We start from the raw sequence: 15,459 nt of genomic DNA on the forward strand, positions 1-15,459 counted from the left end.
GGGGGACACCAGGGAAGGGAAACCAACTGACGTGTACGAGGGCGATATCGCGTCGGTGCTGATCACCGAGGAACAGATCGCGGCCAAGACCCAGGAACTGGCCGAGCTGATTGCCAAGCGTTATCCGGCCGAAGCCCCCGAGGGCGATCTGTTGCTGGTCGGCGTGCTCAAGGGCGCAATCTTCTTCATGACCGATCTCGCCAAGGCGCTGCCGATTCCCACTCAGATGGAATTCATGGCGGTCTCCTCCTACGGCTCGTCCACCTCGTCCTCCGGTGTCGTGCGCATCATGAAGGACCTGGACAAGGACATCGCGGGCCGCAATGTGCTGATCGTCGAGGACATCATCGACTCCGGTCTCACGCTGTCGTGGCTCAAGCGCAATCTGTCCACCCGCAATCCGGCCTCGCTCGAGGTCGTCACCTTGCTACGCAAGCCGGACGCGCTACGCACCCACGTGGAAGTCGCGCACGTCGGCTTCGATATTCCGAACGAATTCGTCGTCGGCTATGGCCTCGACTATGCCGAGCGTTACCGCGACCTGCCCTATATCGGCACCCTCGACCCGAAGGTCTACGGCGGCGCGTAATCAGGGCAGCATCGCGAATATCGTTGCGGGCGAACCGGATCCACCGCTGTAGAGGGCGGCGCCGACCAGTATCCAGGCGCCGGTGGCGGGCAGTTCGGCGAGATTCGCCAGACATTCCAAGCTGATCCGATGTTCGCGATACAGCAGCTTCGACACCTCATAGGTGTCATCGGTCCCCAGATCGGGTCCGAACGTATCGATGCCGAGTGCGCCACGTCGCCCCAGCCGCCCGGTCCGCAATAGCCATTTCACCGTCTCGGCCGCGAATCCCGGTTGATGGTCGGCACTTTCGCCGGTTCCGATGAATTCCGGCGTCCCCCATTTCTCGTCCCACCCGGTCCAGGCCACCACCGCCGACCCGTCGGGTATCCGCCCGTGCCGATTCTCCCACTCCCGCAGATCACCGATATCGATCGCGTAATCCCGATCGTTCGCGCATTGGTCGCGCACGTCGATCTTCACCGCGGGCAGCAGCAGATCGTCGAGGTCCAATTCGTCGGCGGCGAGTCCGTCGGCATGGAAGTGGATCGGTGCGCCCCAATGGGTTCCGGTGTGCTCGCCCTGCTGGATATAGCGCAGGTAATAACCGTCGTTCGCGACGGTCGCGACAATATCGGTGCGGAATTCGGGATCACCGGGAAACAGCGGCGCCGTCGCCGGATCGTGGATATGGGACAGGCTGACCAGCCGCCCGAACGGTCGCGCGCCGGTCATCGCTTCCGCTGCGGAATCGCGCGCGCCAAGGCCAGCAGATCGGCCTCGAGCATTCGGAACAACCGATAGGTGAGCACGAATGCCAGGATGCCACCCACGCTGAGCACCCGCACCGAAACGATCACCAAATCCAGGTCGGCGGCGTCGACGAAGGTCGCACTGGCCACGCCGAGCAGCGGAACCGATGCGGCCACGCCCAGATAGAAGTTCCCGCGCTTGGCGAGTTTGCGCAGCTGCTCCTCGTCCTCGGCGCCGACACCGCCGCGCACGAGCAGCTGTGGATAAATCGAACGCACCGCATAAACCATGATCGGGAAGAACGGATACGCCAGCGCGATCGCGGCACACACCACCTGTGCGGCGTAGAAATGCAGAAAGGTCGCGCGCGGTAGATCGACCCCGAAGAAGACCGGCGCCAATGGCCACACCACCCCGGCGATCAGCCAGAAGCCGAATGGCACCCATACCGCCCAGTCACCCATTTGCAGCGTGTCGCGCCGGGCGGCGGCCAGCGTGCGCGGGGAGTATTCGCGACCGCGGGCCAGCCGGAATCCGATGGTCAGCGGACGGCGGGTCAGGAATAGCAGCAGCAATGCGGCGATCGGGAAGGCGATGAGGTTGGTGACAAGGCCGCCCGCGGCGAACCGTTCCTGATCGGCCGCCGTCATCCGATCGATGATCAGCGAGTTGTTCAGATTGATGTTGTAGACACTGGCGAGGAGATTCGGCACGCCGACGCACAGCGCGAGGATCGGTATGAGCCAGCCACGTGACCGGTGCGCGAAACTCGTCGGCGCCGGATCGACCAGCTCCCTGGCGCGCTCGTCGAGACACAGATCCAGTTGTGCGGCGAGTTCGGCGCCATTGCGCCAGCGCCGTTGTGGATCGGCCCGCAGACATTCCAGTAGCACCCGCAGCAGCGCGCTCGGGGTGTCGGCGGGCAGCTCACGTAGTGCCGCCGCGGTGACGCCGCGCTCGCGCAGGGCGACCATGGTCGCGATGGTTTCCGCGCGGGCGTCGGGATCGGCGGGCATCGGCGGATCGTCGAACGGCGTCGCGCCGGCGAGCAGTTCCCACAGCAGCGCGCCGAGGGCGTAGATATCGCTGCTCGGTCCGGGTGACGGCCCGGCCGGATCGAGCAGTTCGGCGAGCTGTTCGGGGGAGCGGTACGGCAGCGAATCCGGTTCGGCGGCAAGCGGATTCGACGCCGATCGCGGTGCGGCCGTGCGCGCGGCGAAATCGGCGAACTTGGGAATGCCCTCCGCGGTGAACAGCACATTCGCGGGTTTGATATCGCGATGCAGTACGCCGTGCTGTTCGGCGTAATTGAGCGCGTCGGCGAGTCGCCTGCCGATCCAGGCCACCGTCTCCGGCCAGCTGAGTGCCGCGATTTCGGCGCGCACACTCGAATCCGACGGCCGGATCTCGCCCCTGGCCTCCATCGCGGCATCGATGGCGCGCAGCAGCAGCGCCCCGCCTTCGGATTCCGGGCCGCGCCGCCGCTCGGCGAGCACCCCGGCCGCCGTGCCGCCGGGCAGGTACTGCATGTAGACCAGACGGGTCGACGCCGGGGCCTCCGCTGTCGAGGCAGTGACCAGGCGTTGATCGAAAACCCGCACCAGATGTGGATGATCCAATTGCGCCATGCTGTGCCCGCCCGCCACGCGGCCCGCCGAAAGCCGCACGGCCACAAGACGTTGCATGGAGCGTTGCCTGGCCAGGAAGACCCGGCCGAGGGTACCGGTGCCAAGATCGGTGAGCAGATCGAAGTCATCGATCCGATGCCCCGGCGCCAGACCGGCGACCAGCGCGGTGGCGCGTTCGGTATCGGCCGCGGTGTCGTCATCGTCATCGGCGTAGCCGGCCAGCCGAACGCGCACATCCTGGGCCAGTTCCGGATATTCGGCGAGGAAATCCGCCAGTTCGAGTGGGGCGTACCGGCGACGGGCCAGGAACTCCTCGCAGAGCAGATCGACCAGTTCCGCACTGTGCTCGACCTCGGGAAATTCCTTACGGTACTCGGCGATGCGTTTGCCGAGGCCCTCCCGATCCCAGCGGTGGCGCAGATCGATCCGGACCAGATCGGTGAGCACCGCCAGCCGCACCTTGGTGCCGTCGGGGATGTATTCCGCGATCGGGGGTGGTTCGTTCCGGTCGCCACGCAGGCAGCATTGCCAATCTTCGGTAAATCTGGATATGGGGTCGGTCTCGCCTCGGTCCGCGAAATCGGCAGATGTCACGGTCGCGGCTCCGCCGCGGCGGGCCTGGCGCGCTCCCGGTCCGCCGAAATGTTTTCACGGTCGAGGGAATCCGCTGGCGCGACCACCCGCTCCAGCGCACGCAGATCGGCCTCCAGCGCACGGAAGAGCAGGTAGGAGCCGATGAACGCGATGATGCCGCCCACACAGAGCACCCGCACCGCGTCGATCACCATCGGAATATCGTCGGGCGGCAGGAAGGTAACGCCCGCCACCGCGAGTAGTGGCACCGAGGCCGCGACCGCCAGATATCCGTTGGCGCGGCGATCCAGACCGCGCAGCCACACCGCGTCCTCGGTACTGATCTCTCCGTGCCGCAGGAAGATCGGATAGATGCAGCGGACCATGAAGAAGCACACCAGGAAGAACGGGTACGCCATCGCGATAGCGCCGCACACCACGATCGAGGTGAGGAAGTGCACCACCGCGCGAGCGGGTACATCCCCGGCCGCCAATTGCAGCGCGATCGGGAAGGTGAATCCGGCGAGCACCCACAGCGAGAAGACCACCCACACCGCTCGGTCGCCGAACAGCAGGGAATCCGCCCTGGCCAGCCGCAGCGTCTCGGCATCGTAGCGGCGGTTGCGGCGCAGTCCGTGCGGCACCGTGATCATTCTTCGGGACATATAGAGGATCAGCGTCGCGCCGAGCGGGAAGAAGATTCCGTTCACCACGGTGGTGATGATCATGAAGGTGCGCCCGGCTTCTTCGGGCAGCCGGTCCACGATCAGATGCTGGTTGTGCTGGATGTTGTATGCCGAGGCGAGGATATTCGGGATGCCGATGGCCAGCGACACGATCACCAGCCGCCACCCCCGCAACTTCAGCCGCCAACTGCCGGGCGGCGGGTCGACCAGATCCCGGGCCCTCGGGTCCATGCACAGGTCGAACTGCTTGGCGAGCATGCCGCCATTGGCCCAGCGCCGCGTCCGATCCGATTCCAGACAGGTCAGCAGCACCCGCCGCAGCGCCGCCGGACAATTCGCCGGAACTCGTTGCAGCGCAACGTCATCCACCCCGGCGGTGCGGCGTTCCAGCATGCCCTCCAGCGCGGTGTCGTCGCCGTGGTCGGTGGCGCTCGCGGTGGAATCGTCGAACGGCTTCGCGCCGGTGAGCAATTCCCACAGCACCACACCGAGGGAATAGATATCGGAGCGGGTGTCCAGATCCTCGGCCGTGCGCTCGCGGCCGGGATGGCAGGCCTCCAACTGCTCGGGCGACATGTACGCCAGCGAGCCGCCGAAATAGGCCACCGGACTGGTGCCCGCAACATTGCGGCTGAAGCTGATATTGAAATCGGCCAGTTTCGGCACCGCCTCGGCGGTGAGCAGGATGTTGGCCGGTTTCACATCGCGATGCAGTACACCGTGCGCGGAGGCGTATTCCAGCGCCTCGGCCAATCTGCGGCCCAGCCAGGCCACGGTTTCCGGCCAGCTCAGTCCGGCGATCTCGGCGCGCACGCTCGAATCGGTCGGGCGGATCTCGCCCTTCTCCTCCATGGCCGCGTCGACGGCGTCGAGCAGCAGCTGTCCGCTGCGTTCGGCGGGTTTGGTCGCCCGCACCCAGCGCAGCACGCCGAGCAGGGTGCCACCGGGCAGGAACTGCATGTACAGCAGCCGGAGTCGGCGCATGGCCGGATCGCGGGCGTCATCGGAGCCGAGCAGCCGCTGATCGAATACCCGCACGATGTAGTCGTGGTCGAGCTGGGCCAGGGTCTGTGGTTCGGTGCCGTGGTCGGCGGAGATTTTCACCGCGACCAAGCGCTGCAATGATCGCTGCCTGGCCAGGAATACCCGCGCGAAGGCGCCGCTGCCGAGTCCGGTCAGCAGATCGAAATCGTCGATGGACTGGCCGACCTCGATCCGGTCGAGGGCGTCGAATTTCCCCGGACCGGTTCCGATCGTGGTCGGAACAGCGGTCGCCGCCTCGGTTGCATCGACGGTGGCGCGAGTCACATCAGTATTACGATCGGACTCCTGGGTTCGGTTCAGCCCGATGGTTTGATCGGCCTGCACGGTTCGGCTCAGTTCGGCCGCCGCGCGGGTATTGGCGAACTCGGTCAGCACCGAATCCTCGAGCGCCGCTCGGCGGGTGCTCTGGTCGATGTCGTCGGCATTGAGGAGCGCGCGCAATTCCGTCGCCTGCTGCGGATATTCCCGCAGACAATCCTTCGGATCGACCCGTTCACCGCTGTGCCTGCGGATGACGAACTCTTCGTACACCAAACCGGCCGGAATGCCGCCCGATTCGAGTTCCGGAAACTCGGCGCAGTAGTCGAAAAGCCGTTTGCGCGGCGTCGGCGTCTCGGGCAGCCGGATCCAGCGATGTCGCAGGTCGACGCGGATCAACTCGATCAGGGCGGCCCGGCGCAGGGATTGCGCATCGGGCAGAAAGTCGGCGATCTCCGGTGGCCGATGCGCCGATTCCCATGCGGTCGAGAAGGCCTCGACCACGTCGTTCTCGGTGCGTGACAACGGTCCGCCCCAGTTTCTGGTCGGGTCGGCGTCGAGATCGGTTCGGTGCGTATTTTCGGGATCAGCACTCATTTTCGGACCTAGCTGCTGAGCGGATGTCGAGTATCCGCAGTGGCCGTTCGGTAGATGTGCCCGTGAATTTCCGCCACACCCGACGACATCGTCCCCCGAGCAGTAATCGAAATGATAACTTGCGCCACAACAGCGGATCACCCGATTTCGACAACCATGCGACGGGGGAGAACCAGCACATGAGCAACACTGCGGCGCGAGCGACGGGCGCTGAAGTAGCCGAGCGCGACCACGGAACTACCCGAGAGCCGCGCCGTAAATCGAATACCGCGACGACCGCGCCCGGCGGCGTCGCCACGACGGATTCCACCGCTCCGGAGGCTGCTGAAGCTCCGGAGGTGCAGGCTGCCCATGAAGTCGCGGTGGGCGGGACCGACGCCGTACATGCTTCGATGGATTCCAGCATGCCACGCGAATCCGGCATGTCACGAGGTCCGGCGGCGGCAATCGCGGCGAGTGTGCGCGACGGCGCGCTGACGCCGATCGAAACCGTGGATAGCGCCCTGGATCTGATCGCGGCGGAGAACCGAAAGACGAATGCGTTCACGGTCGTTCGCTCCGCTAAGGCTCGGGCCGAGGCACTCGCGCTCGAACAGCGTCCCGATCTGGACGTGCTGCCATTGGCGGGCGTCCCCATCGCAATCGAACACAACATCGCGGTCGAGGGCGAGTCGACGCTGGCCGGTTCCGTGGCCACCGACACCCGTCCGGCCGCCGCCGACCATCCGGTGGTGCGCCGACTGCGGACCGCTGGCGCGGTGGTGGTCGGGCTTACCGCGGTATCGGAGTTGGGGCTGTGGGCCAGCACCGAGAGCGAGGGCCGCATCAGCCGCAACCCGTGGAATTCCGCGCGCAGTACCGGCGGACCATCGGGCGGATCGGCCGCGGCGGTCGCGTCGGGGGTGGTGCCGGTGGCGCAGGCCAACGACGGGCTCGGTTCGGTGCGCATCCCCGCAGCCTGCTGTGGGGTATTCGGGATCAAGCCGGGGCGGCATATCGTGCCCATCGAGGTCGGCGCCGATTCCTGGGCGGAAATGGTCGAAAACGGTGTGCTCGCAACGACAGTCGGCGATGCCGCGCTCGCGCTGTCGGTGCTCGCGGAGCGCCCGGACCTAGCCGAATTGGAACCGCCTGGCCGACTACGCATCGGGCTGGCCGTGGCGCCACCGTCCCGGTTGTTCCGGGTCGATCGGCACTGGACCGCGGCCGCCCGCACCGCCGCTTCGGCCGCCGCCGCGGCCGGGCACCTGGTGGAATCGGTGACACTGCCCTACGGCGAATCGCTTGTCTCGATCGGCCTGCGCTGGTTGGCATTCGGCGCGCGCGAGGCCGCGAATCTGGTCCGCCCCGACCGTCTGCAGCGGCGCACCCGCCGTCACGTCGCACTCGGTCGGCTGGTCCAGCGGTTTCGGCTGGTGCGACCGGCCCAGGTGGACCGGGTGGAGGCGCGCCTGCTGGACTTCTTCGAGCGCTACCACGTGGTGATCACCCCGACGCTCGCCGCGCCGCCACCGCGGGCCAGGGCCTGGCACATGCTGGGTTGGCTCGCGAATGTTGTTGTCAGCGCTCGGTATTCACCGTTCACACCGCTGTGGAATCTGGTCGGCTGGCCCGCCGCATCGATCCCGATGGGCATGCACCCGAGATCGAAAACGCCGGTCGCCGCCCAACTCACCGGACCGCCCGGCAGTGAATCGATCCTGCTGCGCCTCGCGGCTCAGCTCGAATCGATGCACCCCTGGAAGCGAACGGTCAACGACGGTGTTTGATTGCAGCGCCCGCGGCGCTTGAAAGGGACGAGCGTCTATCCGGCGATCGCGGGCTGATGCTGCACCGCGAAACCGCCGTCCATCGCGCGTGCGGCGAATTCGAGGATGGTCGGTCGGTTGTCGTCGGCGCGCCAGGCCACCGCCAGTTCGCACGGGGCGAGTCCGGCGAGTGGACGGGCGGTCAGACCCGGCCAGCGGTACATCGGCACATTGTTCTCGGCCAGCAGGCAGACGCCGAGGCCCAGGCTCACGGCCTCCAGCTTGTCCTCGGGAGTCGCCGCCTCCGCGCCGATCTTGGGCTGACGGCCGTTGCGGGCATCGTTGCCGAGCCAGAAGTCGCGCACCGCACCGGCCTCGGTGGGCAGTGCGATGAACGGCTCATCCAGCAGGTCGGCGAAATCGATGGTCTCGTTCTCGGCCAGCGGATGGTTCTCCGGCAGCAGCACCCAGCGCGGCTCCGTGCGCAGCACCTGCCAGCGGTACCGGTTCGAATCGGGTAGCGGAAGCCAGACCAGGGCGAGGTCGGCCTGCCGACCGGCCAGACCGCTGGACGGGTCGGTCCAGGAGGCGGCGTGCAGGGCGAGACGGTGCCCGCTCGCGCTCTCCAGATCGTTCAGCAGCCCGCGACCGAGCGCGGACTGGATGCCGACGCGCAGCACCTCGCCCGCCTCCTGCAGCGAGACGTTGGTGACCTCCCACAGCTCCAGGATCTTGCGGGCGCCTTCGAGCAGCTCCTTACCCGCGACGGTCAGCGCGACACTGCGCTGGTTGCGGTCGAACAGGACCACATCGAGCTGGCGTTCCAGCTGACGAATCTGACGCGAGAGGGTGGGTTGAGCGATGTGCAGCCGCTGGGCGGCGTTGGTGAAGTGCAGTTCCTCAGCGACGGCGACGAAATACCGCAGGTCGCGCAAATGCGGGTCCATAGCCCCTTGCTATCAGAATCGGTCCTGAATTTCCAGCCTATTCAGGCCGGAAAGTCTGGATACGGCAGCCGAAACAGTCGGCAGGTTTGTTAGACACAGCATATGGCTTGTCATGGTCATTTGCATCATCGACTCGGCGAATCTCCGGCACTCGGGGCCCGCGCTGCGGCGCACAAGTTAATTGGGCGTATGACCAGCAAAGATGTGGCGCGGGGCGGGCGCGGGGAGGTGTCGGACGCGTGCTGAAGTGTGGCCGATCACTGCCGAGAAACCGGCCCGCAACGGGGGCGGGGCCGTTGCCGACGGATTGAGTGATCTTCGTCACAATTTTGTTTGCCGTCTCGTGTGGACCGCGGTCACGAGGGCGTTCCTACGCGAAGGCGCCGTGGTCGATCACACGATCACGGCGCCTTCGTCGACCATTCAGAGGCTGCGCGCCCGATCCTCATAGGCCTTTCGCTTGGCCGCATCCACATCGTCGAGGAAGGCATTGCTCGAACCCAGCGCCCTGGCCAATCCATCGGCCACCGGCTCGGGCAGCAGATTCACCAGCTGCGACAGGAATCCGGCCACCGCGGTGACCCGGACCTTGGACTTCGGCTCGGCGATCAGCGCGACGATCGCATCGGCGATCTCCTCCGGCTCGGCCGGACGCAGCAGCTTCGGGCCGCTCACACCGGAGCCGAGTTCGGTATTGGTCAGCGTCGGCAGCACCGAGGAGAACGCGACACCGGAACCGCGGTACTCCTCACGCAGGGTGTCGGTGAACCCGAGCACCGCATGCTTGCTGGCGTTATAGGTCGCCAGGCCCGGGATATGCGTCTCGCCCGCGAGCGAGGCGATATTGATGATGTGTCCGCGCCCGCGCGCGAGCATGCGCGTCAGGCCCAGCTTGGAGCCGAGGATCACGCCGTAGACATTGATATCCAGAATCCGCCGGGTGATCTGATCCGGCTCATCGGCGAATTTGCCGGTCGGCATGATGCCCGCATTGTTGATCAGCACGTCGATCGGGCCGACGGTGCGCTCGACCTCGTCGAGGAAGCTCTCGAACGAGGTCGGATCGGTGACGTCGAGCCGCCCGTACAGCTCGAAATCACGGGCGGCGCCGGACTCCTTGACCGTGGTCTCGTCGATATCGCCGATCGCGATCTTGGCGCCGAGCGCATGCAGTGCGGTCGCCGTGGCCAGTCCGATGCCGCGCGCGCCACCAGTGATGACGACGACCTTGCCGCGAATCTTCGCCTCCGAACCCTTCGCTCGCTGCGCGGTCACTTGTTGTCTCCCTTGAGTTTCAGAATCGCCGAAATGTCGATCCGCCGCAGTCCGCGCGCGCCCGCGGCACGCATGGCACCGAGCCCGAACAGCACCTTCGGCATCTGGTACGGGAACCAGAGCAGTTCCTTCTGCTGGGTGGGCAGGATCGGCGTGGTGATCGCCTTCTGCCTGCAGTACTTGCGAACTCCATTCGCACCACCCCAGCGTGCGCCGACACCGGACTGCCCCCAGCCGCCCATCGGCAGCGCGAAGCTGAACAGGTTGACGAAGACGTCGTTGATATTCACCGCACCGGCTTCGAGGGCGCGGGCCACGCGCTCGCCGCGCTCCTTATCGCCGGTCCATACCGAGGCCGATAGGCCATAGATCGAATCATTGGCCAGCCGAACGGCTTCCGCCTCATCGGCGACCTTGATCACCGGCAGGGTCGGGCCGAAGGTCTCCTCGGTAATGCAGGACATGGTGTGGTCGACATCGACGAGCACGGTCGGTTCGAACAGGGTGCCGACACCGGTGCGCTTGCCGCCGGTGGTCACCCGCGCACCCGCCGCGACGGCCTCGTCGACATGCCGCTGCACGATCTGGACCTGGTTCTCATTGGCCAGTGCGCCAACGTCGTATTTGGACTCGCGACCGTCGAGGCCCTGGCGCAGATTCTTGACTGCGTCGGTGAGTTTGGCGACGAATTCGTCGTAGACCGGAGCCTCGACATACACCCGCTCCACCGAAATGCAGACCTGACCCGAATTGAACATGCCGCCGAACGCGATGCCGTGCGCGGCGCGATCCAGATCCGCGTCGGCCAGCACGATCGCCGGATCCTTACCGCCCAATTCCAGGCTGTAGGGAATCATCCGCTCGACACAGGCGGCGGCGATCTTGCGCCCGGTGGCGGTCGAACCGGTGAACTGGATGTAGTCGGCATTCTCGACCACTGCCGCACCCGTCGCGCCCGCGCCGGTGACCACCGCGAAGACCGGCGGCGCACCGATTTCGGCCCAGCCCCTTGCCAGTTCGAGCGCCGAAAGCGGAGTGACCTCCGACGGCTTGAGAATCACCGCGGCACCGGCGGCCAGCGCAGGGATCACATCGATGACCGGCATGGCCAGCGGGAAATTCCACGGCGTGATCACGCCGACCACCGGATACGGCTTGTACACCGTGGTCAACTTCTTGACCCGGGCCAGCGGGCTGTGCGGCGATGGATGGTCGTCGGCGAGGAACTTGCCCGCCCGCCGCGCGTAGTAGCCGATCAGATCGGTGGAGAAGGCCGGGTCGATCAGCGCGTCCACCCGAGGTTTGCCCGCCTCGGCCTGCAGCACGTCGGCCAGATGCTCGGTGTTGTCGATGATCCAGTCCTGCAGCTTCAGCAGCCATTCCTTGCGCCCTTCGGGGCCGATGGCCTCCCATTCCGGCTGGTACAGGCGCAATTCGCGGATCTTGGCCGCGACCGCGTCGGCGCTCTCGTCCGGCACGGTGCCGACTACCGCGCCGGTGCCCGGATTGCGCACCTCGATCACTGCCGGATCCGCCTTGGCCGTTGTCTTGCGCGCGGTCTTCTTCTCGGCCGCGCCGGGCACGGTATCGGTCACGCTGTTCTCCCACTACGTTGTGCGCCGCTGATCGCTGTGAATCAGTTCACTGACCTATGATCGTGACACAAGGTCGTCGGACTTTCTTGGCCCGATTTGTCAACGAACGAGGCCGTTTTTGTTCTCGAAGCACAATTCGGAGATTGCATGAGCACCGGCCGGATCAGTCCCAACAGCGCGGTGGTCCGCGACTGGCTGGCCGAATACGTCTACGAGACCATGCGCACCCAGGCCCTCGAACAAGTCGTCGACCGTCTCGACAATGCGATCATCGCGCACATTCCGGAACTCGCCGATCGCGATATGCGCCGCGACCTGGCCGCGAGCACCCGCGCACACGCCAGGGTGGTGCTGGCCAATCTCACCAGCGACACCATCGAATTCGCACTGCCCGAGGAGGCGCACGCCTTCGCCCGAACCCTCGCCCGGCGCGGCTACGACCTGCGGCTGCTGCTGCGGACCTATCACGTCGGGCAGGAGGCGGTACTCGACTACATGACCGACGCCGTCGACGAACGCCAGCCGCCGTCCGAGATCGAGCGGGCGGTAATGCTGCGACTGTTCGAGCGTTCCACCAGATGGGTCAGCATTTCGGTGGAGACGCTGACCGACACCTACATGGAGGAACGCGAGCGCGTCATGCGCGCCGCGCTCAACCGGCGCACCGAAATCGTGCACGCGCTGCTCGCCGGTGACGAACTCGATATCGACCAGGCCTCGGTCCGGCTCGGCTACCGACTTGCCAAGCAGCACTTGGCATTTGTGCTGTGGACCGATGAGACCACCGGCGAGCCGGACAGCGAGTCGAGCGGGCTGTTGGATCGGGTGGCGACGCGATTGGGCACCGCGCTCGGCAGTAACCATGTGCTCACCGTCGCCTCCGGCGCGAGCGGCATGTGGGCATGGGCGAGTCTGGACGACGATGCGCATGCCGCCGAATTGGTGGTGCCGGGGGAGATCGCGCGAATCGTGCTCGGTCAGGTCGAGCCGCCGGTGCGGGTCGCGTTCGGGGTGCCCGCGCCGCAGGCCGCCGGGTTCCGGCAGAGCCATCACGAGGCCGTCGCGGCCAGGCACGTCGCCGAGCGCGGTCCGGCCGATCGGGCGCGGGTCACCGCATATCGCGAGGTGGAGATCGCCTATCTGGCGGGCGCCGACGACGCGGCCATGCGCGGTCTGATCGGGCGCGAATTGCGCGCGCTGGCGGGCCGTGATGTCAATGCCACACGCCTGCGCGAAACACTGCACGCATATCTGAAAAGCCATCGCAGCCCGGAGGCCACGGCGAAATTACTCGGAGTGCACAAGAACACGGTCCGCTATCGGATCCAGCGGATCGAGGAACTGCTCGGCCATCCGATCCAAGCGCGCGCTCTGCCGCTGGAGATCGCACTGGCCTGCGTCGCCACCTACGGCGCAGACGCCCTACCTTGAAACGCTACGAACTACTCCGCCTCCGCGACCTGGCGTAGTGGCGGTTCGGTGACCGGTGCGACCCGCACATCCGGTAGATCCGCGAGCAATTGCGTGGTCGCTGCCGCGATGGCGTTCACCGCCTTGTCGACGGCTGCCTTGGTCGTGGTGCTCAGGCCGGACACGCCACCGACCGTACGCACATACTGCAGTGCGGCAGCATAGATTTCCTGCTCGGTAGGCGCAGGATCCAGGCCACGAAGGAGGGTGATGTTGCTACTCATGGGAGCACACTACTGCCCGCCGTCGGGGTAAGGCAGGACAAGAAACATATCCGACGAAGCCAGGCGATTACACAGGTCCATCCAAGATCGATGGTGAACAATCGGGGGTATGCCTGCCCGCGGTGTACCCACCTTGACAACATTCCCCTACGACGAGCTCGACAAGCGGGAAGAGGACCACTGGTCCGGCGCGGCGGTATCGGATGACGAGCTGCGCGCGCTCGCACTCGGCGGCTTCTATTCGGCGCGCTGGGATGCCTTCCACGATGCGCTGCTGCTCGGCCCCGAGCGCGACCATCCGCTCGGTGACCGGCGCGAACTCGCCATCGATACGCTCACCGGCGCATGGGGCATTACCGACGGCACCGAGGCGCAGGCCTCGATGGAACAGCTGCTCGAGGGGATGCACGCGCCGCTGTACGCGATGGTGCATCCGTTGGTGATGGCATCGATCAATGCCAGTGAACGCGACCGGTTCGGCGAGCGGGCCGATCGGCACCGGGCCTTCCTGCGTCAGGTTGGTTCGTTTCGGGGGATGGACAACCCGGAGGCACTGGTCCGCGATTACGACATCTGGTCGCAGGCGATCAAAATCGGTTTCACCGACCATCTGGCCCGCCCGCTGCCCAGCGATATCCATGCCTGGGATCTGGCCAGAGTGGTCGCGGTGGCCCGAATGGCCTTCACCGCTGGCTATCTCGACGCCGAGGTGGCCTGGGGTTATCTGATGCGGGCATTGCCGCTGGCGCAGCGCAAATACCAGAATTGGCGCCAATTCGGCGATGCCTACCTGACCGGCTGGACCTACTGGCAGGCCTGTGAGGATCTGGCCGAACTCAAGAACGGCGGCGTGGATCGGCGCATGGAACTGCTGCGCCTGTGGTTGCGTCCGACCAGCCCGTGGCGGCGGATCACGCTGCAATCAGTGCCCGTCGGGGAGTGAGCGCAGAATCCCGCGTCCGTAGCGCTGGAACTGTCCGTCATCGACCATGCCGAGGGAATGCCGCTCTACCAGCAATTCCCATTCGGAGTAGAGCTGGGCGACGCCCGGATCGGCCGGACCCGCCGCGCCGTCGGCCGATTCGCGCCGGACGGCGAAATTCACCGCGCAGGTGACGCGTTCGGTATCGGCCCGATCGGTGCCGGTGAAATGCAACGTGACGTTTCCGTCGTGCACATCGATGCCGGTCTCGCCGCGCCCCGAACCGATCTCGCCGGGCGAGGTCAAGGCGCCGTCGGTGGTGCGCGCCCACATGACGACCGGGATGGGTAGCTCGTGGGCGTACCTGTCGCCGGGGTCGATGGAGATGAACAGCAGCCGTCCGGTCGTCGCGGCCAGCAGGCCGGGGCCGCTGCCCGCGGGCGGATGCGCCACCACGATCGCGGTCTCCAGCACGTATTCGTCGACGGTGACGTAGCGATGCAGCGCGGCTATCGCCGCCTTGGCTTCGCGCCTTGGCGCCATCCGCCGCACGGCTCGATCGACATCGGCTCTGGTCGGCCCGCTCTTACCCCACTGCGGGGCGGGCGGCTGGAGATCGGGTGCGGCCACATCGATGCGCTGACTGGCCAGGATCTGATCGTTGATGCGCTCGACGATCTCGGCGGCCGCCGGGAAATCGTGTTCGGCGATCAATACCGGTAGCGGTGTGCGGTCGGCGGGCACGCCGGTGAGCACCGGCGTGGGATAACGCAGATAGATCTCGATGACGACCGCGTCGTCGGCGCGACGGTTCAGCCGAACCTTGAGCAGATCGGTGACCGGTACATCCAGTACGCGCTCGCCATCGCTGCCCGGGCGTAGAACGATCAGTCGTCCACGGCCGTGCCGCAGTATCGCTGTGGGTGTCCGTAGCTCAACTATGTCCATACCCCCTGCGCTCTGTTGTTGCGGTGCTCCCGGGGCCCTACGTGGTTACGCAAGCTACCGCCTCCGGCCTGTCGCTCGCACCGCGGCTATGTGTCGTCGCTCACGATAGGCCGAACATGACATGATTGTGACCACTTGGCGTAACCCGACCGGAGACCTCGGGAACCACGGGCGTTCCCCGACCGTTTACCTGTCGAACTACACCAGCTGCCGAACTGCGCGA

General features: G+C 66.2%; 12 protein-coding genes. 4 read left to right on the top strand and 8 right to left on the bottom strand.

Annotated features, from left to right (window positions below):
- The first annotated feature begins 31 nt into the window (after nucleotides 1-31).
- Nucleotides 32-589, top strand: coding sequence for a hypoxanthine phosphoribosyltransferase (gene hpt, locus ACQP1T_RS02585; protein WP_433758357.1), 558 nt, complete (start codon nucleotides 32-34; stop codon nucleotides 587-589).
- On the opposite strand, the gene ACQP1T_RS02590 is transcribed toward hpt, so the two are convergent.
- The 3 genes from ACQP1T_RS02590 to ACQP1T_RS02600 are packed head-to-tail and all read right to left on the bottom strand — an operon-like array spanning nucleotide 590 to nucleotide 6,107.
- Complete coding sequence (locus tag ACQP1T_RS02590; protein ID WP_433758358.1) at nucleotides 590-1,303, bottom strand: cyclase family protein; 714 nt, start codon at nucleotides 1,301-1,303, stop codon at nucleotides 590-592.
- Complete coding sequence (locus ACQP1T_RS02595; protein ID WP_433758360.1) at nucleotides 1,300-3,543, bottom strand: protein kinase domain-containing protein; 2,244 nt, start codon at nucleotides 3,541-3,543, stop codon at nucleotides 1,300-1,302. The genes ACQP1T_RS02590 and ACQP1T_RS02595 overlap by 4 nt, the downstream gene beginning before the upstream one ends.
- On the bottom strand, nucleotides 3,540-6,107 hold the full coding sequence (locus ACQP1T_RS02600) for a serine/threonine-protein kinase (protein ID WP_433758361.1): 2,568 nt from the start codon (nucleotides 6,105-6,107) through the stop codon (nucleotides 3,540-3,542). Before ACQP1T_RS02600 ends, ACQP1T_RS02595 begins: the two co-directional genes overlap by 4 nt.
- Before the next feature lie 422 nt (nucleotides 6,108-6,529).
- On the opposite strand from ACQP1T_RS02600, the gene ACQP1T_RS02605 reads away from it, so the two are divergent.
- A complete protein-coding gene (locus ACQP1T_RS02605; RefSeq protein ID WP_433761936.1) occupies nucleotides 6,530-7,876 on the top strand; it encodes an amidase in 1,347 nt (448 codons plus the stop codon).
- A gap of 35 nt (nucleotides 7,877-7,911) precedes the next feature.
- Here ACQP1T_RS02605 and ACQP1T_RS02610 read toward each other — a convergent pair whose 3' ends face one another.
- From ACQP1T_RS02610 to ACQP1T_RS02620, 3 genes are all read right to left on the bottom strand, one after another.
- Nucleotides 7,912-8,802, bottom strand: a complete 891-nt coding sequence (locus ACQP1T_RS02610) for a LysR family transcriptional regulator (protein ID WP_433758362.1) — start codon at nucleotides 8,800-8,802, stop codon at nucleotides 7,912-7,914.
- A 423-nt stretch (nucleotides 8,803-9,225) separates the two neighbouring features.
- Nucleotides 9,226-10,077: an SDR family oxidoreductase gene (locus ACQP1T_RS02615; RefSeq protein ID WP_433758363.1), complete on the bottom strand. Its 852-nt coding sequence runs from the start codon at nucleotides 10,075-10,077 to the stop codon at nucleotides 9,226-9,228.
- On the bottom strand, nucleotides 10,074-11,672 hold the full coding sequence (locus tag ACQP1T_RS02620) for an aldehyde dehydrogenase family protein (protein WP_433758364.1): 1,599 nt from the start codon (nucleotides 11,670-11,672) through the stop codon (nucleotides 10,074-10,076). The genes ACQP1T_RS02615 and ACQP1T_RS02620 overlap by 4 nt, the downstream gene beginning before the upstream one ends.
- Before the next feature lie 147 nt (nucleotides 11,673-11,819).
- On the opposite strand from ACQP1T_RS02620, the gene ACQP1T_RS02625 reads away from it, so the two are divergent.
- On the top strand, nucleotides 11,820-13,103 hold the full coding sequence (locus ACQP1T_RS02625; protein WP_433758365.1) for a PucR family transcriptional regulator: 1,284 nt from the start codon (nucleotides 11,820-11,822) through the stop codon (nucleotides 13,101-13,103).
- A gap of 11 nt (nucleotides 13,104-13,114) precedes the next feature.
- Here ACQP1T_RS02625 and ACQP1T_RS02630 read toward each other — a convergent pair whose 3' ends face one another.
- Complete coding sequence (locus ACQP1T_RS02630; protein WP_063042800.1) at nucleotides 13,115-13,366, bottom strand: DUF2277 domain-containing protein; 252 nt, start codon at nucleotides 13,364-13,366, stop codon at nucleotides 13,115-13,117.
- Between the two features lie 109 nt (nucleotides 13,367-13,475).
- Between ACQP1T_RS02630 and ACQP1T_RS02635 the strand changes: the two genes are divergently transcribed.
- Nucleotides 13,476-14,309 carry a DUF1266 domain-containing protein gene (locus tag ACQP1T_RS02635; RefSeq protein WP_062991490.1) on the top strand — a complete coding sequence of 278 codons (834 nt, stop codon included), beginning with the start codon at nucleotides 13,476-13,478 and terminating at the stop codon, nucleotides 14,307-14,309.
- On the opposite strand, the gene ACQP1T_RS02640 is transcribed toward ACQP1T_RS02635, so the two are convergent.
- A complete protein-coding gene (locus tag ACQP1T_RS02640) occupies nucleotides 14,289-15,236 on the bottom strand; it encodes a hypothetical protein (RefSeq protein WP_433758366.1) in 948 nt (315 codons plus the stop codon). The two genes, ACQP1T_RS02635 and ACQP1T_RS02640, sit on opposite strands and share 21 nt — an antisense overlap.
- Between the last annotated feature and the right edge of the window lie 223 nt (nucleotides 15,237-15,459).

It is taken from the genome of Nocardia sp. CA-135398, assembly GCF_050955845.1.
GTDB lineage: Bacteria > Actinomycetota > Actinomycetes > Mycobacteriales > Mycobacteriaceae > Nocardia.